The 20,739-nt window shown below is 70.7% G+C and carries 16 protein-coding genes; 8 read left to right on the top strand and 8 right to left on the bottom strand.

What is annotated here, in order from left to right; genetic code table 11:
- Positions 1–86: 86 nt before the first annotated feature.
- From ACRDPS_RS18715 to ACRDPS_RS18705, 3 genes are all read right to left on the bottom strand, one after another.
- Entirely contained in the window at positions 87–1,271 is a 1,185-nt protein-coding gene (locus ACRDPS_RS18715; RefSeq protein WP_431503171.1) for an RDD family protein, read from the bottom strand.
- Positions 1,272–1,311: 40 nt separating this feature from the next.
- Positions 1,312–3,417, bottom strand: a complete 2,106-nt coding sequence (locus ACRDPS_RS18710) for an FHA domain-containing protein (RefSeq protein WP_431503170.1) — start codon at positions 3,415–3,417, stop codon at positions 1,312–1,314.
- Between the two features lie 76 nt (positions 3,418–3,493).
- Positions 3,494–4,321, bottom strand: a complete 828-nt coding sequence (locus ACRDPS_RS18705; RefSeq protein WP_431503169.1) for a PP2C family protein-serine/threonine phosphatase — start codon at positions 4,319–4,321, stop codon at positions 3,494–3,496.
- A 282-nt stretch (positions 4,322–4,603) separates the two neighbouring features.
- On the opposite strand from ACRDPS_RS18705, the gene ACRDPS_RS18700 reads away from it, so the two are divergent.
- Positions 4,604–6,592 (top strand): helicase-associated domain-containing protein, encoded by a 1,989-nt coding sequence (locus tag ACRDPS_RS18700; protein ID WP_431503168.1) that lies wholly within the window; start codon positions 4,604–4,606, stop codon positions 6,590–6,592.
- A 213-nt stretch (positions 6,593–6,805) separates the two neighbouring features.
- Here the strand turns inward: ACRDPS_RS18700 and ACRDPS_RS18695 are convergent, their stop codons facing one another.
- Entirely contained in the window at positions 6,806–8,260 is a 1,455-nt protein-coding gene (locus ACRDPS_RS18695; protein ID WP_431503167.1) for an aldehyde dehydrogenase family protein, read from the bottom strand.
- A gap of 302 nt (positions 8,261–8,562) precedes the next feature.
- On the opposite strand from ACRDPS_RS18695, the gene ACRDPS_RS18690 reads away from it, so the two are divergent.
- The 3 genes from ACRDPS_RS18690 to ACRDPS_RS18680 all read left to right on the top strand — a co-directional run bounded on the left by ACRDPS_RS18690 (position 8,563) and on the right by ACRDPS_RS18680 (position 15,988).
- On the top strand, positions 8,563–9,489 hold the full coding sequence (locus tag ACRDPS_RS18690; RefSeq protein ID WP_431503166.1) for an AraC family transcriptional regulator: 927 nt from the start codon (positions 8,563–8,565) through the stop codon (positions 9,487–9,489).
- A 23-nt stretch (positions 9,490–9,512) separates the two neighbouring features.
- Complete coding sequence (locus ACRDPS_RS18685) at positions 9,513–11,162, top strand: DNA repair helicase XPB (RefSeq protein WP_431503165.1); 1,650 nt, start codon at positions 9,513–9,515, stop codon at positions 11,160–11,162.
- A 176-nt stretch (positions 11,163–11,338) separates the two neighbouring features.
- Positions 11,339–15,988, top strand: a complete 4,650-nt coding sequence (locus ACRDPS_RS18680) for a family 78 glycoside hydrolase catalytic domain (RefSeq protein ID WP_431503164.1) — start codon at positions 11,339–11,341, stop codon at positions 15,986–15,988.
- 30 nt (positions 15,989–16,018) lie between these two features.
- Here ACRDPS_RS18680 and ACRDPS_RS18675 read toward each other — a convergent pair whose 3' ends face one another.
- Complete coding sequence (locus ACRDPS_RS18675) at positions 16,019–16,276, bottom strand: hypothetical protein (RefSeq protein WP_431503163.1); 258 nt, start codon at positions 16,274–16,276, stop codon at positions 16,019–16,021.
- 111 nt (positions 16,277–16,387) lie between these two features.
- Positions 16,388–16,834 carry a pyridoxamine 5'-phosphate oxidase family protein gene (locus tag ACRDPS_RS18670; RefSeq protein WP_431503162.1) on the bottom strand — a complete coding sequence of 149 codons (447 nt, stop codon included), beginning with the start codon at positions 16,832–16,834 and terminating at the stop codon, positions 16,388–16,390.
- 72 nt (positions 16,835–16,906) lie between these two features.
- Between ACRDPS_RS18670 and ACRDPS_RS18665 the strand changes: the two genes are divergently transcribed.
- Entirely contained in the window at positions 16,907–17,203 is a 297-nt protein-coding gene (locus tag ACRDPS_RS18665; RefSeq protein WP_431503161.1) for a DUF1905 domain-containing protein, read from the top strand.
- Between the two features lie 53 nt (positions 17,204–17,256).
- Positions 17,257–18,159, top strand: a complete 903-nt coding sequence (locus tag ACRDPS_RS18660; RefSeq protein WP_431503160.1) for an aminoglycoside phosphotransferase family protein — start codon at positions 17,257–17,259, stop codon at positions 18,157–18,159.
- Positions 18,160–18,253: 94 nt separating this feature from the next.
- Here the strand turns inward: ACRDPS_RS18660 and ACRDPS_RS18655 are convergent, their stop codons facing one another.
- Positions 18,254–18,874: a TetR/AcrR family transcriptional regulator gene (locus tag ACRDPS_RS18655; RefSeq protein WP_431503159.1), complete on the bottom strand. Its 621-nt coding sequence runs from the start codon at positions 18,872–18,874 to the stop codon at positions 18,254–18,256.
- A complete protein-coding gene (locus tag ACRDPS_RS18650; RefSeq protein WP_431503158.1) occupies positions 18,871–19,476 on the bottom strand; it encodes a hypothetical protein in 606 nt (201 codons plus the stop codon). The genes ACRDPS_RS18655 and ACRDPS_RS18650 overlap by 4 nt, the downstream gene beginning before the upstream one ends.
- A 91-nt stretch (positions 19,477–19,567) precedes the next feature.
- Here ACRDPS_RS18650 and ACRDPS_RS18645 point away from each other — a divergent pair, with 91 nt between their 5' ends.
- Complete coding sequence (locus tag ACRDPS_RS18645) at positions 19,568–20,569, top strand: TIGR01777 family oxidoreductase (RefSeq protein WP_431503157.1); 1,002 nt, start codon at positions 19,568–19,570, stop codon at positions 20,567–20,569.
- A partial coding sequence (locus tag ACRDPS_RS18640) for a DUF2087 domain-containing protein (RefSeq protein WP_431503172.1) occupies positions 20,566–20,739 on the top strand: 174 nt, incomplete at its 3' end. The genes ACRDPS_RS18645 and ACRDPS_RS18640, both read left to right, overlap by 4 nt.

The following is a 20,739-nucleotide window of genomic DNA, read 5'->3' as shown; positions in this document are numbered from 1 at the left end:
ACCTGCAGAAGTGACTTCTCGGCCTGCGGGGGTGACGCCTCGGCCTGTGGGGGTGACGCCTCGGCCTGCGGGGGTGACGCCTCGGTTCAGGCCTCGCGGACGACGTCCATGGTGCGGTCGCCGAACTTGACCGTGTCGCCGTGGACCAGGGCTGCGGGGCGCCGGGCACCGAGGGCCCTGGCGGCGCCCTTGCGGATCAGGGTGCTGCCGTTGGTCGAGCCGCGGTCCATGACCACCAAGGAGCCGTCGGCGGCTACCTGGAACTGCGCATGGGTCTTGGACAGGGACATGTCGCTCGAGGGGAGGGCGACCCGGTGAGAGACCTCCTCGCCGGGACGTGGCTCCGGGCCACGGCCGACGATGGCGAGGCCCTCGACGAGGAAGCTCTGACCCGTGTCGAAGGTGACCCGCCAACGGGCCGTCGCGGCAGCCGGCTCGGTGGGCGCCGGAGGCGGCGGAGCAGCAGGCTTGGCGGGCGGAGGTGATGCCGGGACCTCCCGCGAGACCTGCGGCTTCGGAGCCACGGGAGCCGGCGGGGCGGGCGTCGGTGGCACGGGCGCGGACGGCGTCTGGCGGGCGATGGGTGCCGGGACCTGGGTCGGGGCGTCCTGCGCGGCCGCCGCTCGGGCTGCAGCGCTCTGGACCGCCGCACTCGGTGCCACCGAGACCTGCGTCGGGGCAGCCGGTGTCTGCGGCTTCTCGGTGGGCGCCGGGGCTGCCTCGGCCTGCTTCAGCCGCATGGTGGTCAGGTTGACGATGCGGCGCGGCGCGGGGGCCTCTTCCTCGGCCTCGACGACTACCGGAGGACGTACGTCGACGACGACCGACCCCGCACGGCGGTCGTGCCACCCCTGGCGCCGGCCACGATCGTCCATCGCCGCGACCCAGGCGAAGGTGGCGGTGCCGATGCCGAGGGTCGGGATCGTGCAGACGCCGAGCAGGGCCTGGCGTACGAACGCCTTCCCTACACCGATGGGGCTGCCCGCGGCTCCGGAGTCATCGCTGACCACGCGGAGCCCGAGCGCCATCTTCCCAGGGGTCTTGCCACCGGAGCCGGTGAGCACGGCGCCGACCAGCCAGACCACCAGCACCACGCCGACGATCAGGCCGATCCCCGGCAGCGGGCTTCCGTTGCGGAAGAAGATCAGCCAGGCGGCGAACGCCGCCGCGGTGAAGATCGCCCACGCGATCACCCTGTCGATGGCGAACGCGTAGAACCGACGGTCCGGCTCCGCGATCGCTGCCTCGACTGCCGGGGCCGAGACGCTCATGCCACCGCCACCGACGGTGACATGAGCGAAAGCGGCTCGCTCATGGGTTGGTCACCCGGATGGTGAGACTGTCGCCGAGGTCGATGACGGCACCGGGCATGAGCTGGACGGGTACGCCGGGGCGCAGGTCCTCCGGGCCGAGCCCGGGCTGGACCAGCACGGTGCCGTTGGTCGAGCCGAGATCGGTGACCACCGCGGCACCGTGGTCGACCCCGGCACCTGGCCGGATCTCACAGTGGGTCGAGGAGATCTCCTGGTGCGGGCTCGGCACGGTGACCAGCATCGGCTGCTCGGTGGGCGTGAACCGGCTCGCCTCGGGCGCGCGTCCGACGAGTACGACACGGTCGACCTCGACACGGTCGCCGCTGGAGAACTCCAGGCGGGCGACCGGGTAGGCGGTCACCTTCGGTGCCTCGGGCTGGCCGGGGATCCCGGCGAGACCCGCGTTGAGGTCCTCACCGACACCGATGCGAGTCAGACCGTCGTGGTCGTCCTCGTCCGGGTTGGGCTCCTCCCAGGCCTGCTCGTCGCGGGCCTCGGGAGCCGGCGGCACCGCGGACGGCGCCGGCGGTGCGGGCGGGAGCGGGAACGCGGGCGGACCCGGCGGCGCCGGGGGGATGTCGGTCACCGGCGAGTCGCTCGGCGGACCGTCCATCGGCGCACCGTCGACGGGGTCGTCGAAGTGCAGATCGTCGGCCAGCGGATCCTCGGCCGGGCCATCGACCGGCGCACCGTCTACGGGCGGGCCGTCGACAGGCGCACCGTCGACGGGCGGACCATCGACAGGCGTAGCGTCGGTCGGCGGACCGTCGGTCGGCGGACCGTCGACGGGCTCGCTGTCGACGGGCTCGCTGTCGACCGGACCATCGTCCTCAGTCTCCGCGAAGGGTGCGGGCGGAGCGTCGATGGGCGGCGGCGGAGGGGTCAGCGGAGGCGGGGGCGGCACGGACGGCGGACCGAACTCGGGCGCCGACGCGAGGTCCGGCTGGTCCTGGCCGGGTCCGTCGAACGACGTCCCGTCAGAGGACTCCTCGTCCGCGGACTCCTCATCGAAGGACTGCTCCCCGAAGGACTGCTCATCGCGAGGCTGCTCGTCGACCGGCTCCTCGAGGGACTCCTCGTCCTCCGGGGAGGCCACGATGGGCCCGAAGGAGGACGCCACGGCAGCGGCGTGCTCGTCGCTGGCGTAGTCGTCCTCATAGCCGCGGGAGGCGGGCTCGGGGAAGTCCTGGTCGTCAGCGGCCGGCGGGACCGTCGGCATCTCGAAGGCCTCGGTGGGCTCGGTCAGGTCGTCGTGACGCGGAGCCGGCGCGTCGCCGGCCTCTTCGCCGCGGTTCACCGAGATCGGCTCGTCCGAGTCGGCCTCAGAGCCGGGCTCGGAGTCGGACCCGAGTCCCGGGAGGTCACCGGAGACCGGGATCGGGGGCACGACCGACAGCGCGGGCGGCGCAGCGGGGGGCTCCTCCTCGCCGAGGTGCTCCTCGGGCGCGGAGTCGTCGAAGCCGCCGACCGCGGCAGGGGTGTCGTAGCCGTCCTCCGGCAACGGGTCCGTCAGCGGGTCGGCCGGGGCCGGTGCGTCGACGTTGTCTTCGTTGTCGTCGTCGTAGGCGCTTTCCTCGACCGCCACCGGAGCGCCGACGAAACCGGCGCGGCTCTCGGGCGAGTCGTCATGGGAGGACTCCGGGGCCAGCGGCGGAACCTCGAGCCCCGAGACCCGCAGCAGCCCGCCGAGCGCGGTCATCGGCTCACCGGTCGCGCCCTCCTCGCCGAGCGAGACGGACATCCTGGTCACCCCATCGAGCGTCCGCTCGACCCACGTCTTCGAGGACGATCCGTCGACCTCGACCGCGCCATCGGCGGCCTCGAAGGAGACCACCGACGGACCGCGCACGACAGCGCGCACGCTGCCGCCGTCAGGGGTCACGTCACCGGAGATGAGGACGAACCCGGGCAACGAGCTCAGCCCGGTCGCGACCAGCGCGTCGAGCACCTCGTCGAACCCGGCACCGTCGTCCACGAGCGCCCAGAGGGCGCCGGCGCGGCTCTTCTCCGAGGGCGGGAGCAGCACCGTGGCGCTCTCACCGATGATGCCGAACCAAGTGCCCGGCGTATAGGACGTGCTTGCGATGGTTGCTGACTCACTCATGCGGCCACTCCCGTGGCGCAAGCGCCAGGATACGGTCGTGGCCGCCTGAGGCTTGCTGTCGCTCGCTGACGCTCGCTCATGGCAGCACTCCTAGCTTCTGCTCCATACTCACCCTTTGTTGCTCCGAGTCATACGGGTTCTCCTCGGTCAATCCCATCACATCGACCACGATCGCGGTGGCATTGTCGCGGCCACCCGCTTCGACCGCGGCGGCGACGAGCTTCTCGGCCGTGTCGCGGGCATCGGTGGCCTCCGCGGCGAGAATCCCGGAGATCTCAGAATCCGAGATCATTCCGCTGACCCCGTCCGAGCACAGCATCAGCCTGGCGCCGACGGGAAGGGTCACCTGGAAGATGTCGGGGACCGCGGGAGCCATCCCGCCCAAGGCCCTGGTCACCACGTTGCGCTCCGGGTGGCGCTCGGCCTGCTCGGGCGTGATCTGCCCGGCGTCGACCAGCTCCTGGACCAGGCTGTGGTCGCGGCTGAGCTGGCTCAACGTACCGTCGAAGTATCGGTAGATGCGCGAGTCGCCGACGTTGAGGAGGACCCACAACGGGCTGCTGCCGCCGTCGGCGATCAGCGCCGCGGCGCAGGTCGTACCGGACTGGTACTCCGAGGCTCCGCGCGAACGCTGTTCGAGCGCGAAGGCGACGATCCGGTCCTGCGCGGCCTGGAGAGCCTCGACCATCGCCTGGCTTCCGGACTCGGACTCATAATGGGCGCCGCCGAGCTTGGCGAACTCCTGGATCACCATCTCGCTGGCGATGTCACCACCGTCGTGGCCACCCATACCGTCGGCAACGACGAAGACCGGTGGCTCCGCCACGTGGGAGTCCTCGTTGACCTGACGCACCTGGCCGACATCGGTGGCCGCGCCGTGCGCGATCACTACTTTCCTGGACATCCCGCCCCCTAGGCCGGCCGGGATAGCGTGATGCCGATGGACACAGGCTTCCGCTCACTCGCCGACCAGCTGCGCTCTTGGCCCACAGAGCGCCTCTCGCGCCTGCTTCTTACTCGTCCTGATCTCGCCACGCCGTCCCCTCATGACTCTGGCCAACTCGCCGCCCGAGCAGCCACCCGCACATCCTTGCACCACGCGCTGGATGACCTTAACCATCTCGAGCTGATCGTGCTTGATGCCGTTGTCCTCGCGAATCAAACCACCAAAGCCCACCTATCTTCCATGGTGAATGCGGAAGACGGCGCCGCGACACGGGCACTTTCTCATCTGGAGGACACCTGCTTGGTGTGGAACTCCCTCGGCGGACTGCGCGCGGTGACCGGTGTCCCGGCGTTGCTGCGGGCCTCTCCCGGGGTCTCCGGGCTGCAGCCGCTCGCGGGTGACCAGCAAGATGTCGTACGCCGCCTCTCGGCCGTCTCCCGCGAGGCGCGCGCGATGCTGGAGGCCGTCGACACGGGCGGCGGGCAGGCCTCCTCGACCCGCGCACGGCCGGGCGTGACGGTGGCCGCGGCCGCCGGGCCCGCCGAGGAGCTGATCGCACACGGGCTGCTGGTCTCCTCCGGCGACGGGATGCTGGTCCTGCCCGGTGAGGTCGGGATGGCCCTGCGAGGAGGGCGGACGACGACCGCGCCTGCCGACGTCCCTCCCCCGCTGCCGACGTCGGAGCGCGCGTCCTCGCTGGTCGATCGGGCCGCCGCGGGCGCCGCCTTCGAGCTGGTACGCAACCTCGAGCTCCTCCTCGACACCTGGAGCGCCACCCCGCCGAGGTCGTTGCGCGGCGGCACCGGCCTGACGGTGCGCGACCTGAAGGCGACCGCCGACCGGCTCCACGTGGAGGAGCCCGTCGCGGCGCTGCTGACCGAGGTCGCCTGGGCCTCGGGACTGCTCGCGCTGGGCACCGACGAGGAGGGTGACCCGACCTGGATGCCGACCGAGCTCTTCGACCAGTGGCTGCGGCAGCCCCTGGCCTCACGGTGGTCGCACGTCGCCGCCGCCTGGCTGGCGACGCCACGGATTCCCGGGCTCGTCGGCCAGCGGGACCCGGCCGGGAAGACGTGGAACGCGCTGGCACCCGACCTGACCGGGGCCTCGGCCCCGGAGACGCGCCGGCTGACGCTGGGCCTGCTCGCGGACCTGCGGGACGGCGAGGTCCTGGCTGCCGGCACCGGGCCGGCGGCCGTGGTCGCCAGGCTCGCCTGGGAGCGACCCCGGCGGCCGCGCACCCGGACCGAGTCCCGCGAGTCCCTGGTGACCTGGACGCTCACCGAGGCGGAGACGCTCGGGCTGGGTGCGTTCGGTGGGCTGGCTGCGTACGGCCGGGTGCTGGTCGCCGGCGGGGACCCTGCCCCGGTGCTGGCCGAGCTGCTGCCCGAACCCGTCGACCACGTGCTGCTCCAGGGCGACCTGACCGCGGTCGCGCCGGGCCCGCTGGAGCCCGTCCTCGCGCGTACGCTGGCCGTGGCGGCGACGGTCGAGTCCCGCGGCGGAGCGACGGTCTACCGGTTCACCAAGGAGTCCGTACGCCGTGCCATGGACCGCGGCTGGACCGCCACCGAGATCCACGCGTTCCTCGCCGCCGCCTCTCGCACGCCGGTCCCGCAGGCGCTGAGCTACCTGGTCGACGACACGGCACGTACGTTCGGCGCGGTCCGGGTCGGGTTCGCGGCCGCCTATCTGCGCAGCGACGACGAGACCACGCTGGCCGAGCTGTTGGCCCACCCGGCGGCCGACTCCCTGGGACTGCGGCGGCTGGCGCCGACGGTCGTGGTCAGCACGGTCGCGCTCGACTCGCTCCTCCCCCGGCTGCGCGAGCTCGGTCTCGCGCCCGTCGTCGAGGCCCCGGACGGCTCGGTCCATGTCGCCCGGCCCGACGCCAAACGGGCCAAGTCCCGCGCGGGGCGACCACCCGGAGCCCAGGAGGCGCACCTCGCTGCCCGGGCGAACGCGGTGGCGACCAAGATCAAGGCCGGCGACGAGGTGGCGACCTCCCGCCCGGCCCCGCCTGAGCCCGCCTCGACCCTGGCGATCCTCCACGAGGCCATCGACGCGGGCGAGCAGGTCGTGATCTCCTTCGTCGACGGACGCGGGGTCCCCGCGGAAGCGCGTGTCGAGCCGTTGGGCGTGGACGGCGGCTTCCTCGAGGCGCGGGTCGAGGACGACGTACGCAGCTTCGCCCTGTCCCGGCTCAGGACCGTCCGGACGGGAGTGTGAAGACGGGGTTGTGAACCTGAGAGTGGCCTATAGACCACTCTCAGCTTCACGACTTCGCCGTCCTCCCCGGAACTGGGTCGACCCCAGGAACACCGCGGTCAGCGCCGGGAGCAGGAAGCTCGGGCCGACGGGGGTGCGCTCGAGCACGTACCACCTCACCAGGGCAGGCTGATCAGTTGGATCAGGCGAATCTCAAGTGGGGCCCGAGAGGGTTCAGAAGGGGTACGCCTGGATCTGCGACTGCACCGTGACCCACTGGGTCTCGGTGAAGGCGTCGATGTTGGCCTCGTGACCGCCGAACCTGGCGCCCGTGCCGGAGGCGCCGGTGCCTCCGAAGGGCGCCTGGGCCTCGTCGTCGACGGTCTGGTCGTTGACGTGCACGATCCCGCTCGGAATCCGGTCGGCGAGCTCGTAGCCCGCGAAGGGATCCGCGGTGAGCACGCTGACCGAGAGGCCGTACTCGCTGCTCCGGACCAGCTCGATCGCCTCGTCGACGGTCTCGAACCGGGTCACCGGAGCGACCGGGCCGAAGATCTCCTCGGCGAACACGGGGTGCTCCGGGGTCACCGCCGACAGCACCGTCGGTTGGTAGAAGAGGCCCTCGTACGTCCCGCCGCTCTCCAGGCTCGCTCCGGCCGCGATGGACCCGGAGACGAGGGCGTGCACCTTGTCTCGCTGGCCGGCATCGATGACCGGACCGAGAGGTACGCCGCTGGCCGGGTCGCCGACCGGGATGCCGGCGGCCTTCGCGGCCAGGGTCGCGACGTACTCGTCGTGGATGTCGGCGTGGACGAGGTGGCGGCCGGTTGTCATGCAGATCTGGCCCTGGTGCAGGAAGGAGCCCCAGGCTCCGGCCGACGCGGCGGCGGCGATGTCGACGCCGGGCAGCACGATCATGGCGTTGTTGCCGCCGAGCTCGAGGTGGGCCCGCTTGAGCAGGCGTCCGGCGCGCTCGCCGATGACCCTCCCGGCCTCGGTCGATCCGGTGAAGGAGATGACCGGGACGTGCGGGTGCTCGACGAGCGCCGAGCCGGCCTCGACCCGTCCAGGGACGACTGCCAGCAGCCCGGCCGGCAGCCCGGCCTCCTCCAGGAGCGCGGCGAGGAAGAGTCCACCGGCGACGCTGGTGCGCGGATCGGGCTTGAGTACCACGGCGTTGCCCAGGGCGAGCGCGGGGAAGACCGAACGGGCGGCCAGGATCGCCGGGAAGTTGAACGGGGCGATCACGCCGACCACGCCCACCGGGCGGCGCCGGGCGAGGCTCAGCCGCGGGTGCGAGGACTGCAGGAGCTGTCCGTAGGGCATCATCGTGGTCGCGGCCGCCTGGTGGAGCTCGGCGGTGACCAGTCCGGTCTCGAAGGCGGCCTTGCCCTGCCCGGAACCGGCCTCGCGGACGAGCCAGTCGGCCAGTACGTCCTGATGCTCCGCGAGGAGCGCCGCGGCGCCGCGCATCACCTCGGCACGCGCCTCGGCCGGCCGCGACGCCCACTCCCGCTGTGCCTCGACCCCCAGGCTCACGGCCTGGTCGACGTCATCGGCCGAACCCGCCGCCACGGTGGCGATCGTCTCGCCGGTCGCCGGCGCGGACACCTCCAGCGTCCCGTTCAGCCTGACCCAGCCGCCGACGTACGCCCTGCCGGTCCACTGGTCCTGGTCGAAGAACCCCATCCCACTCCCTTGTCTGCCGTGCTTGTCCAGCACCCTGCTCTGTCCAACACCGGTGCTTGTCCGATGCCGCGACATCCGCCTCTGGTGGCGGCCGCGGCATCGACGCTACGGTCGGAGGCCGCCGCCTGAACCGACGATTTGTGCAGGGTGAGGGGCGGATCCGAGCGTGAGCGCGGTCACGTTTCGTACGCTTCGAGCAGGGCCTGGGAGGAGGACGAGATGAGCGAGCGGCAGCGAGCGACCCTCGGATCTTTCATCGGGCTGCGTCCGTATTCTGGCGCTTGCGCTACGGAGGTTGCCCGATGAGCGCAGTCGTCGAGGTCGACAGCGCCGATGCCTGGCAGTCGGTCGTGAGCAGCTGTTTCGTGCCTCTCGCCTGCAACGACGTCGAGCCCGGGTTCACGGGGCGGATGGAGCACACCCAGCTCGACGACGGCATCGCGGTCGCGCTCGCGACCTCCTCGGGCCACAGCTCGACCCGCACCGCACGGCTCGCGCGCGGAGCCGGCGGCGACGACCTGCACCTCTCCCTGCAGCGCTCCAGCACCGGCACCGTCTCCTCCGGGTCGCGGACCGTCGCCGTACGTCCCGGGTCGGTGTCGGTCTACCGCGTCGACGCTCCTTATCTCGTCGACTACTCCGCTCCGCACCAGCAGCAGCTGCTCGTCCAGGTCTCGCGATCGTCGATGCGGCTGCCGGACGGGATGCTCAGCGAGGCAGCGGACCGGATCGCGCTCCCCCGGGTCCAGGAGGCGCCGGCCGCGCGTGCCCTGTACTCCTACGCATCCGCGCTCCCCGACACGGAGGGTCCGGGGCTGGCGACCGTGGTCCGTGACCTCGCCGCGGTGATGATCCACTCCGCGTTCACCAGCGCCCCGGTCACCCCGCACACCACTGCTGGGCTGCGCCACACCGTCCGCCAGCACCTGCGCGACCACGCCCAGGACCGCGGGCTGACCATGGACGAGGTCGCCCGCCGCCACGGGGTGTCCCGGCGGCGCCTCTACCAGGTCTTCGAGGAGTCCGGCAGCTCACCGGCCGCCTACCTCCGCTCCGTACGCCTCGCTGTCGCGACCGAGATGTTCTCCGCCGAGCGCCGGCCCCCGGGCGGCATCAGCGCCATCGCGTACTCCTGCGGCTTCAACGACCCGCTCACCTTCACCCGCGCCTTCCGCCGGACCTACGGCGTCACCCCGCGGGAGTGGCGTGCGGGAGACCGCGCGACCTGATCGCCGAGCCGTAGGCTGGTCCGGTGAACGACGGCCCCCTGATCGTCCAGTCGGACAAGACGCTGCTGCTCGAGGTCGACCATGCCCGGGCAGGTGAGTGCCGCAAGGCGATCGCGCCGTTCGCCGAGCTGGAGCGGTCGCCGGAGCACATCCACACCTACCGGCTGACGCCGCTGGGGCTGTGGAACGCACGCGCGGCCGGGCACGACGCCGAGCAGGTGGTGGACACGCTGCTGGAGTTCTCCCGCTACCCGGTTCCACACTCGCTCCTGGTCGATGTCGCCGAGACGATGGCTCGCTACGGTCGGCTCCGGCTGGAGAAGAACCCGGCCAACGGGCTGATGCTGGTCTCCTCCGACCGGGCGGTGCTGGAGGAGGTCGTGCGCGCCAAGAAGGTCGCCGGGATGCTCGGCGAGCGGCTCGACTCAGACACGGTCGCCGTACACCCTTCCGAGCGCGGCAACCTCAAGCAGGCTCTGCTCAAGCTCGGTTGGCCGGCCGAGGACTACGCGGGCTACGTCGACGGCGAGGCACACGCGATCGCCCTGGACAACGCCGACTGGACGCTGCGTCCCTACCAGTCGGAGGCGGTCGAGTCGTTCTGGCACGGCGGCTCCGGGGTCGTCGTACTCCCCTGCGGTGCCGGCAAGACGCTCGTCGGTGCCGCCGCGATGGCTCAGGCCCAGGCGACGACCCTGATCCTGGTCACCAACACCGTCTCCGCACGGCAGTGGAAGGACGAGCTCGTACGCCGCACGTCACTGACCCCGGACGAGATCGGCGAATACTCAGGGTCGGTCAAGGAGATCCGGCCGGTCACGATCGCTACCTATCAGGTGCTGACCACACGCCGGAAGGGCGCCTACCCGCATCTGGAGCTGCTGGATGCCCGCGACTGGGGACTGGTCGTCTACGACGAGGTCCACCTGCTTCCGGCCCCGATCTTCCGGATGACCGCCAACCTTCAGGCGCGCCGCCGGCTCGGCCTGACCGCGACGCTCGTGCGTGAGGACGGGCGCGAGGGTGACGTGTTCTCGCTGATCGGGCCCAAGCGCTACGACGCGCCGTGGAAGGACATCGAGTCGCAGGGGTGGATCGCGCCGGCGGACTGTGTCGAGGTGCGGGTCACCCTGCCCACGGCCGAGCGGCTGGTCTACGCCACCGCCGAGCCGGACGAGCGCTACCGGATCGCCTCGTGCACCCACCACAAGATCGACGTGGTCAAGGAGATCGTCGCGTCACACCGGGGCAAGCCGACGCTCGTGATCGGGCAGTATCTCGACCAGCTCGACGAGATCGCCACCTCCCTGGATGCCCCGGTGATCGAGGGCAAGACGTCGGTCAAGGAGCGCCAGCGGCTCTTCGAGGCCTTCCGCTCCGGCGAACTCGACCTGCTCGTCGTCTCCAAGGTCGCCAACTTCTCCATCGACCTGCCCTCGGCGGAGGTCGCGATCCAGGTCTCCGGCGCCTTCGGCTCACGCCAGGAGGAGGCCCAGCGCCTCGGTCGACTGCTGCGCCCCGGCGACGGCAACAAGACCGCGCACTTCTACACGATCGTCTCTCGCGACACCATCGACGCCGACTTCGCCCAGAACCGTCAGCGTTTCCTGGCCGAGCAGGGCTACTCATACCGGATCGTCGACGCCGACTCCCTCGACGACCTCACGCCTTGAGCCCAGCGCAGTAGGCCCAGCGCAGTAGGCCCAGCGCCACGACCGGCATCGCCGGTTGAATCGTTTTGCCTGGTGGACCCGGAACCGGTGGCCGGAAGCAGCCAATCCGTTGCCAGCGTGATGTGACGCACATCATACTGCTTGAACCGTTTCAATTTCCTCCCCCAGGAGTCGCCGTGCGCCGCCACCTCGCCGGACTGATGACGACCTGCCTCGCCGTCATCCTCGTTCCCGCCCTGTCCCCGCCCGCCGTAGGCACTGTCCAGCCACCCGCGCAGGCAGCTGCCGATTCCGTCCCCGTCGTCGGCGAGCTGCGCACCAACGCGCTGGTCGACCCGCTCGGCATCGCGACGACCGCCCCGACCCTGGGATGGCAGCTCGAGTCCGAGCGGCGCGGGGTGACACAGAAGGCCTACCAGGTCCGGGTGGCCTCCTCGGAGAAGAAGCTCAGGTCGCCCGATGTGTGGGACAGCCGCAAGGTGAAGTCCAAGCAGTCCGTCGACATCACGTACGCCGGCCGCGCGCTGAAGCCTCGAACGGACTACGTGTGGTCTGTGCGGGTCTGGGATGACCGGGGTCGCGCATCCGCGTGGAGCGACCCGGCGACGTTCAGCACCGGCCTCGGCGACCAGGCGTGGACGGCGGACTGGATCGGGGCAGAGACCCCCGAGCTGGGCGCGGAGTGGACCGACTACACGATCGCGTTCACCGCCTCCGACATCAGCGGAGCGCTCGGCGTCTACTTCCGTGGCCAGGACACGGAGAACGCCTACATGTGGCAGCTCAGCGAGTCCGACGACGCGCTCCGGCCGCACGTGAAGCGCGACGGCGCCTACTCCGTGCTCGCCGCGAAGCCGGTCCCGGACGGCTTCGACTTCGCCGCCGAGCACGACTACGAGATCACCGTCGAGGGCGACAGGATCACCACCACGGTCGACGGACAGCAGCTCGACCAGCGCACCGACGCGACCTTCGCCGGCCCGGGGGTCATGGGCTTCCGCACCAACGGCGAGGAGTCCGGGCTGGTCCACGACGTGACCGTCACCAGTGCCTCCGACGAAGTCCTCGTGGACACCGACTTCCCGGCCGGCGACCACACCTTCACCGCAGGCACCATCACCGCCGACGGCCTCCTCGTCGACGGCGCCGGCGAGGCCTGGCTCAGGGGCGACGACGCGTTGCCGCTGCTCCGCAAGGAGGCCGACCTGGGCGAGAAGAAGATCGCCCGCGCCCGCGTCTACGCCGCCGCGCGAGGTGTCTACGAGCTGCGCCTCAACGGCGAGCGGGTCGGCGACACCGAGCTCGCACCCGGCTGGACGGCGTACGACAAGCGCATCGACTACCAGACCTACGACGTGACCGACCAGGTGACCTCGGGCGAGAACGTTCTCGGGGCCGAGGTCGCACCGGGTTGGTACTCCGGCAAGGTCGCGATGTTCGGGACCGACGTCTACGGCTCCGAGAACTCCGTGATCGCCGAGCTCGTCGTCGACTACTCCGACGGCACCAGCGAGGTCGTCCGCACCGACGACACCTGGCGTACGACCGGCGGTCCGACCCGCGAGGCCGATCTCCTCGACGGCGAGTGGTACGACGCCCGCCGCGCGGCCGAGGTCGACGGCTGGGATCGGGCGGGATATGAGGACCAGGACTGGGCCGCCGTCGCGGTGAGGGACGAGCCGACCGATGTGCTCGAGCCGCAGACGGCCGTGGACGTACGCGTCACCGACGAGCTCGAGACCGCCGAGCGGATCGACTCGCCTACCGACGGCGTCTACCTCTACGACCTCGGCCAGAACATGGTCGGGCACGTCCGGATCACGATGCAGGGCGAGAAGGGCCAGTCGGTCAAGATCCGTCACGGCGAGGTGCTCAACCCCGACGGCACCCTCTACACCGCCAACCTGCGCTCCGCGAAGGCGACCGACACCTACACCTTCGGCTCCGACGAGCCGGAGACGTACGAGCCGTCCTTCACCTTCCACGGCTTCCGCTACGTCGAGGTCTCGGGCGTGGACGAGGCGCCGGACGCCGACGACATCGTGGGCGTCGTCGTGGGCACCGACGGTGACCTGACCAGCACGTTGGACACCAGCTCGGAGCTGGTCGACCAGCTGCAGAGCAACATCGTGTGGGGAATGCGCGGCAACTTCCTCTCCATCCCGACCGACACCCCGGCGCGCGACGAGCGGATGGGATGGACCGGCGACATCAACGTGTTCGCCCGGACCGCGGTCTACAACATGGACTCGGAGTCGTTCCTGACCAAGTGGCTCCAGGACCTGCGCGACACCCAGCGCCCGAACGGCTCGCTGCCCGGCGTCGCTCCTGTCGTCCCGGGTCGCTTCGACGGCGGCTACGAGTCGGCGGGCTGGATGGACGCCGGCGTGCACGTGCCGTGGACCCTGTGGCAGGCGTACGGCGAGACCGGCGTCATCACGGAGAACTACGACATGATGAAGCGCTACGTCGACTTCCTCGACGCCGACTCGACCGGCCACATCCGATCCGCCGGCGGCTACCTCGACTGGCTCAACCTCGACGACCCGACGCCCGCGGACGTGCTCGACACCGCGTTCGTGGCGAAGAGCACCCGTGAGTTCGCGCAGATGGCGAAGGCCATCGGCAGGGACGGGGACGCCGCGGCCTACCAGGCCCGCTACGAGGCCATCCGAGCGGCGTACCAGGAGGCTTTCATCGGTGCCGACGGCTCCGTCAAGGGGGACAGCCAGACGGCGTACATCCTCACCCTGACCAACGATCTCGAGCCCGAGGACCGGCGCGAGGAGGTCTATGACCAGTTCGTGCAGACGCTCGAGCGGCGTGACTTCCACCTCTCCACCGGCTTCCTCGGCGTCGACGGACTGTTGCCGGCGCTGACCGAGGCCGGTCGCACCGACATCGCCTACCGGCTGCTGCAGCACCAGGACTACCCGTCGTGGGGATACGAGATCGGCAAGGGCGCGACCACGATCTGGGAGCGTTGGAACTCGATCAACCCGGACGGCTCGTTCAACGACGTCGGCATGAACTCGTTCAACCACTACGCTTACGGCGCCGTCGGCGAGTGGATGTATCGCACCATGGCCGGGGTCTCGGCGGCCGAGCCCGGCTACCGCAAGGTGCGGATCGCACCCGAGCCGGGCGAGGGCATCGACAACGTCGACTACAGCCTCCAGACCCCGTACGGCACGGTGAGCAGTGCCTGGGCCACCGACGACGGGCCGATGACGCTGGACATCACCGTGCCCGCGAACACGACCGCCGAGGTACGGATCCCGGCCGCCAACCGGTGGGCGGTGACCGAGGACGGTTCGCCGATCGAGGACTCGAAGGACATCGACTTCGTCCGGCAGGACGGGGACGTGGTCGTTCTGGAGGTCGGGTCCGGCGACTACAGCTTCGCGGTCGCCCCGGCGCTCGGTGACGTCGGTGCCGCTCGGGCGGAGGCGGCTGCGACGGCCGCGGACGTCTCAAAGCTGCGCCTCGAGGGTCCCGGCGGCAAGGCAGCCGAGCGCGACCTCGAGAGGCGGACCAAGGTGCTGCGTGGCGAGATCGACGAGGCGTGGGAGCTCGCCAGCGACGCCGACGAGGAGGACGCCGCCGAGGCGGTCCATCGTGGCCTCGCGGCGGCCGCGAGGCTGGACCGATCCATCCAGATGTACGCCGACAACGGCGTGCTCGCGGAAGCGGCAGCTGCCGGGCTGCGCGATCGACTGACAGCGATCGAGAAGAGTCTCTCGCGTGCGTCTGCGCGCCTGGTCGGCGCCGTCTCCACCCTGCAGGTGCCCACCGAGGAGGTCCTCCCCGGCGACGTCGTCGGGGTCTCGGTGCGGATCGAGAACACCGGCAAGAAGCCGCTGAGCGAGGTGAGCTCGTCGATCGACGTACCGGACGGGTGGACGGCAACGCCGGACGGCTCGCCGACCGACGAGGTGCCGGCCGGCAAGCAGGTCGAGCACGCCTATGCCGTCAAGGTGCCTGAGGGTGCCGAGGTCGGACCCGTGGACCTGACCGGTGCGGTCTCCTACAGCCGCTCCGGTGGCGCCGCCACGCTCCCGGTCGGCGGAACCCTGATGGTGGGGTCCCCGGTGGAGATCACCGCGACGTCGAGCAGCCCGGCGTCGGTCGACGGTGGCCAGACCGCGACCGTCACCGCGGTGCTGCACAACCGCAGCAAGGTCACCCAGAGCGGCGAGCTCTCGCTGACCGGCCCCGGCGGCTGGTCGGCTGATCCGGTCGACTACGAGATCCCGGCAGGGCAGGACGCCGACGTCGCCATCGACGTCGTCGTGCCGCAGACCGTCGTGGCCGGCCCCGCCTCCTTGATCGTCGCGACCGGAGCGACGCCGACGGAGCAGGCGGCGGCCACCGTGACCGTCGGACTCGCGACGCCGCCGTCCGAGTCGACCGACCACGTCGATCTGGGCGAGACGGGCTCGGAGACGGCGCACGGACTGACCGCCTCCGAGCGGTCGGGGAGCAGCCAGGAGGCCGGGCTGACCCGCCGCTACACACACTCCTCCTTCCCTGAGGGGTGGTTCGAGTTCGATGCCGAGGTTCCCACCGACCGAGCGTTCGTGGTCCGCATCGTCGAGACGTTCGACGGCGCCAGGCGCAAGACCTACGACGTCGCGCTCGATGGTGCGGTCGCGCACAGCGTCGACCTGCGCCGCACCGACAGCGGAGAGGGCACGATGACCCACCAGTTCCTGGTGGAGCCATCGGCGCTGACCTCGGACGGCTCGGTGCGGATGCGGTTCCAGGACACCGGTGCCGACTACGACCCGTCGGTCGCCGATGTATGGGTCGTTCCGGCGCGATGATCCATCGCCGTCCCACCGGCTTCGAGCACCTCAGCCGAGCGCTGCGACTCGAAGCCGGTGGGGCGGTGGACAGTTCTGCACCCACTGGTCCCGGCACTCCCTGCACAGCAGGTAGGTGTGGGTGCACCGGTCGTCGGGGCAGAGCACCGTCACGGCGTACGCCGCCACCTCACCACAAGGCTCGACGTCGCTGTCCGGACTGCCGCAGCTGCACTCACATTCCGCGCGCTCGGGGAACTCGTCCTCGAGCCGATCGATCTCCTCGTCGATGGTCGTGCTGATGGTCATGACATCTCCTCCGTCTGGATCGGATGTCGTCCTCGGCACTACCTAAGCAGGGAGCACCGACAGTTTTGGCTCAACCGTTCGGCCTGGCCGAACCTGTCGGAGCCGCCGACCTCACTCGTCCAGCCAGCGGCCGTTCCGCATCAGGTGGCGTCCCTCGAGCTCGTTCGACTCCCGCCAGGCCTGGATCTTCGTCGGCCGGACTCGGATCAGGCTGTCCGCCCAGCTGCTCGGGTCGCCGCCCTGCTTCTCGGCGTAGATCTCCAGGACCCGCTTCGGCGTACGCTCCATCGGGTCGACCTCGGCACGCCCGTCGATGATCACCACGTCGCGCAGCTCGCCGAGCGCCAGGCGTACGACCGGGGAGGCCGAGAGGTTGCGCTGGGTGCGCGCGCCACCCATGCTCGCGATCCAGATCTCGCCCTCCCACCACACGAACGAGATCGGCACCAGCCAGGGCTGATCCTCCTGCGCGGAGGCGATCCACAGGTCGATGTCGTTCTCCAGACGAGCACGGGTGTCGGCGAGTCTCTGGGCGAGGGAGCGAGGATCGGCGGCCATGGCCGCACCCTAGTCCGCGGCCGCCCAGGCGGCGTAGCGGTTTCCGGATGGGGTTTGGGGGAGGATGAGCACATGGAGACCTGGGAGTTCGAGGCCGAGCTGTGGCCGTGGAAGGGCGAGACCGACGCCTGGATCTTCGTGACCGCTCCGCCCGAGGTAACCGAGGAGATCCGGGAGGCATCGATGGTGATCGGTCCGCCCCGCGGCTTCGGGTCGGTGAAGGTCGAGGCCAGGATCGGCACGACCACCTGGAGGACCTCGGTCTTCCCAGGCCAGGACGGCTACGCGCTGCCGCTCAAGAAGGACGTACGCCGCCGCGAGGACCTCCAGGTCGGCGACCGCGCGCTCGTCTCGATCACCCTCGTCTGACCTTCGGAAAATCCCGCGCGGAGCCGGCCACAGGCGTGATTGGCTCGGCCCTGATGAGCGCCCGGATGCACGACGACGAGCTGATGATCGACGAGGACCTGGTGCGGTCCCTGCTGAGGCGAGACCTCGCCGCGTACGCAGACCTTCCTCTCCGCCCGCTGGACTCGACCGGATCGACGAACCGGCTCTTCCGGCTGGGCGAGGAGCATCTCGTACGCCTCCCCCGCCAGCCCGGCGGATCTTCCACGATCACGCAGGAGGCGCGCTGGCTGCCCGGGTTCGCGCCCAATCTCGCGGTGGCGACACCGGAGGTGGTGACGGTCGGCGAGCCGGGCTTCGGCTACCCCGAGCGATGGAGCGTGGTGCACTGGCTCAACGGCGAGAAGCCCGCCCCCGGCGCGGGCGACGTAGCCGCCGCGGATCTGGCCTCGGTCGTGACCGGGCTCCGCCGTACCGAGGTGCCCCAGAAGGCGCTCGCCGACCCCGAGCTGCGCTGGTATCGCGGCGAGCCGATCGCCGGCTTCGACTCCGACGTCCGGTCGTGGCTGCGTGAGTGTCGCGAGCTCGCCGATCTCGAGCTGGACCTGGACGCGGTCGAGACCGTCTGGGACCAGGTGATGGCACTTCCGCCGGCGCAGGCCGACCCGCACTGGCTCCACGGCGACCTGCTCGCCGAGAACCTCCTCGCCCGCGACGGCCGCCTCACCGCCGTACTCGACTTCGGCGCGCTCTCCGTCGGCGACCCCCCCGCCGACCTGATCTGCGCCTGGGAGCTCCTCGACGCCGCCGGCCGCGACGAGTTCCGCAGGATCCTCGACCTCGACGACGCCACCTGGCTTCGCAGCCGCGGTTGGGCCCTCTTCATCGCCGTCATGACCTTCCCCTACTACTGGCAGACCATGCCCGTACGCTGCGCCGACCGTCTCGTGATGGCCCGCACCGCCCTAGACGGCTGAGGCACCCGAGGCGGCGGCCTTGGTGCTGTGGCGGCACCCTGGGGAGGGTTGTCCGAACCTGGCTCGGATAACCCTCCCCAGGGTCAGTTGGACGCTAGCGACCCTTGAGCCGGGAGCGGAGGACTAGCCGGGCGGCGGGCCCGAGATCCTCGATGACCTCGACCAGCGCGCCGAGCTGCTCGAGCGAGGCGAAGGCCGACTCGGCGCCGGGGCGGTCGACGCCGTCGTACATGAGCAGACCGATGAACGCCGAGCTGATCGCCCGGGACAACCCGACGGCATCCACCACGCCCTCGACAGGGCCTCCTTGCAGAGCACGAGTGACGGCAGCCTCGATCTCCTCGTTCCACCGCGCCAGTGCATAGCGCGCCGTCTCCGCCAGGGTCTTGTCCCGCTGTGCGCCGGCCAGGAGCTGGGCCATGACCGTGATGTTTCCGGCGGCTCGCTCTCGCTCGTGAAGCCCCCGCCCGAGGTCCAGCAGCTCACTGAGCGAGGTCACCTCTGCGAGCTCGTCACGGTATGACGCCGCCACCTCGTCCGTCGCCGCCCGGCACGCCTGGTCGACGAGGTCCACGACGGTGCCGAAGTGGTAGAAGACCAGGGCCTGGTTGACGTCAGCCCGGGTCGCGATCGCCCGCGCCGAGAGTCCCGCGATCCCGTCCTCCTTGAGCAGGTCGGTCACCGCCAGCATCAGCTTGGCCTTGGTGGGGTTCATTCTGCGGCGGGCTCCTTGGTGACGAGCAGGTTGAAGGCGACCAACGTCAGCCCGAGTATGCCTCCGGTCACGATCCCACCGAACGTGAACCCGATGATCACCGCCGGTTCGGGCCATCCTTCGACGGCGACCCGACCCGCCGCGACCAGCCCACCGATCGCGGCGCCGAGGGCACCGACCGAAGGAGCATGCAGAAACCGGATTCGTACGCGTCGGATCATCGCCGGCCCGAAGCATGCCGACAGCACCCCGGCCACGGCGGCGACCCCGCCCACGACTCCGACGTCGAAGAGATTCCCGCTGTCGAGCCCGCGGAAAACCACCTTCCCGGACACCAGGAGCGCGAGCGCAGCGGACACGACGCCCGGCCAGACCCGGTCCCCGAGAATCGACGGCCGCAGCAGGGCAACCGGCGCGATCAGCACGGCCGCCGCCAGACCCGTGACCGCACCGAGCGGCACCCCGATCGCGACCCCGTAGACCGTCCCCACCACCGGGATGAAGAACGTCCCGAGACCCGCCCCGAGCACGAGCCCGAGCACCACTCCGAAGAGCCAGCCCCGCCAGAACGCCCAGAGCACCGACCACATCCGACCCGCCACGTGCGCCTCCCAGGATCACGATTGAGCATTCGCTCAACATCACCATAACGCAGGATTGAGCGACCGCTCAAATAGCCCTATGGTCAATCCCATGAAGATCGTCATCCCCGGTGGAACCGGCCAGGTCGGAGGCATCCTGCGACGCGCCTGGAGCGCGCGAGGACATCAGGTCGTGGTGCTCTCGCGACACCCGGAGCAGCTGGAGGAAGGCGCACGCCATCTCGCCTGGGACGGCCGGAGGATCGGTCCCTGGGCGGACGAGATCGATGGCGCGGACGTGGTGGTCAACCTCGCGGGCAGAACGGTCAGCTGCCGCTACACCGACGCCAACCTGACGCAGATGATGGACTCGCGCATCGAGTCGACCAGGGTCGTCGGGGAGGCGATCGCGACGGCGTCCGCTCCCCCGCACTCCTGGCTGCAGATGAGCACCGCGACGATCTACGCCCACCGCTTCGACGCGCCCAACGACGAGGCGACCGGCATCCTCGGCGGCAGTGAGCCCGATACCCCCGCTTACTGGGAGTTCTCCACAAGGATCGCCAAGCGCTGGGAGGCCGAGCAGGCCGCCGCGGCGACACCCCGCACCCGCAAGGTCGCGCTCCGCTCGGCGATGGTGATGAGCCCGGACAAGGGCGGCGTCCTCGACGTGCTCCTCGCCATGGCGCGCCTCGGCCTCGGCGGCCCCGTCGCCGGCGGCGACCAGTTCGTCTCCTGGATCCACGAGACCGACTTCGTACGCGCCTGCGATCTGCTCATCGAGCGCGAGGACATCGCCGGACCGGTGAACCTGGCAGCACCAGGACCACTGCCCCAGCGCGACCTGATGCGGACGCTGCGGAAGGAGGCCGGGATGCCGATCGCGCTGCCCGCCACCCGCTGGATGGCGGAGATCGGGGCCTGGGCGCTGCGTACGGACACCGAGCTGCTCCTCAAGAGCCGTCGCGTCGTCCCGGGAAGGCTGCGAGAAGCGGGATTCGAGTTCGAGTACGCCGACTGGGCGGCCGCCGCCCACGACCTCGTCTGCCGGGCCCGGGCCCGGCAGACAAACCAGTCGCATCGCCGAGCCGGATCGGCCACGATGAGAAGGTGACCCGCGCGACCTGGCACCCCCGACCCGACGACGCCGAGACCCTGCGACGGTTCTTCGGCGAGGACGGGCGGCTGCTGACGATCCCGTCGAAGCATGTCAAGAAGCTGGTCGTGCTCAACCGGCTCGCGCAGGCCTTCGAGCCGGGAAAGGTCTACCCCGAGCGCGAGGTC

Origin of the sequence: Nocardioides sp. (assembly GCF_050699375.1) — a bacterium.
Lineage (GTDB): Bacteria > Actinomycetota > Actinomycetes > Propionibacteriales > Nocardioidaceae > Nocardioides.
Note: the sequence above shows the minus strand (reverse complement) of the source record. Positions and strands in the feature narration are given on the sequence as shown.

Bases quoted from the DNA above. Each gene is read 5' to 3' on its own strand.
- ACRDPS_RS18715 (WP_431503171.1), bottom strand. From the start codon at position 1,271: ATGAGCGTCTCGGCCCCGGCAGTCGAGGCAGCGATCGCGGAGCCGGAC.
- ACRDPS_RS18710 (WP_431503170.1), bottom strand. From the start codon at position 3,417: ATGAGTGAGTCAGCAACCATCGCAAGCACGTCCTATACGCCGGGCACT.
- ACRDPS_RS18705 (WP_431503169.1), bottom strand. From the start codon at position 4,321: ATGTCCAGGAAAGTAGTGATCGCGCACGGCGCGGCCACCGATGTCGGC.
- ACRDPS_RS18700 (WP_431503168.1), top strand. From the start codon at position 4,604: ATGGTGAATGCGGAAGACGGCGCCGCGACACGGGCACTTTCTCATCTG.
- ACRDPS_RS18695 (WP_431503167.1), bottom strand. From the start codon at position 8,260: ATGGGGTTCTTCGACCAGGACCAGTGGACCGGCAGGGCGTACGTCGGC.
- ACRDPS_RS18690 (WP_431503166.1), top strand. From the start codon at position 8,563: ATGAGCGCAGTCGTCGAGGTCGACAGCGCCGATGCCTGGCAGTCGGTC.
- ACRDPS_RS18675 (WP_431503163.1), bottom strand. From the start codon at position 16,276: ATGACCATCAGCACGACCATCGACGAGGAGATCGATCGGCTCGAGGAC.
- ACRDPS_RS18670 (WP_431503162.1), bottom strand. From the start codon at position 16,834: ATGGCCGCCGATCCTCGCTCCCTCGCCCAGAGACTCGCCGACACCCGT.
- ACRDPS_RS18665 (WP_431503161.1), top strand. From the start codon at position 16,907: ATGGAGACCTGGGAGTTCGAGGCCGAGCTGTGGCCGTGGAAGGGCGAG.
- ACRDPS_RS18660 (WP_431503160.1), top strand. From the start codon at position 17,257: ATGAGCGCCCGGATGCACGACGACGAGCTGATGATCGACGAGGACCTG.
- ACRDPS_RS18655 (WP_431503159.1), bottom strand. From the start codon at position 18,874: ATGAACCCCACCAAGGCCAAGCTGATGCTGGCGGTGACCGACCTGCTC.
- ACRDPS_RS18645 (WP_431503157.1), top strand. From the start codon at position 19,568: ATGAAGATCGTCATCCCCGGTGGAACCGGCCAGGTCGGAGGCATCCTG.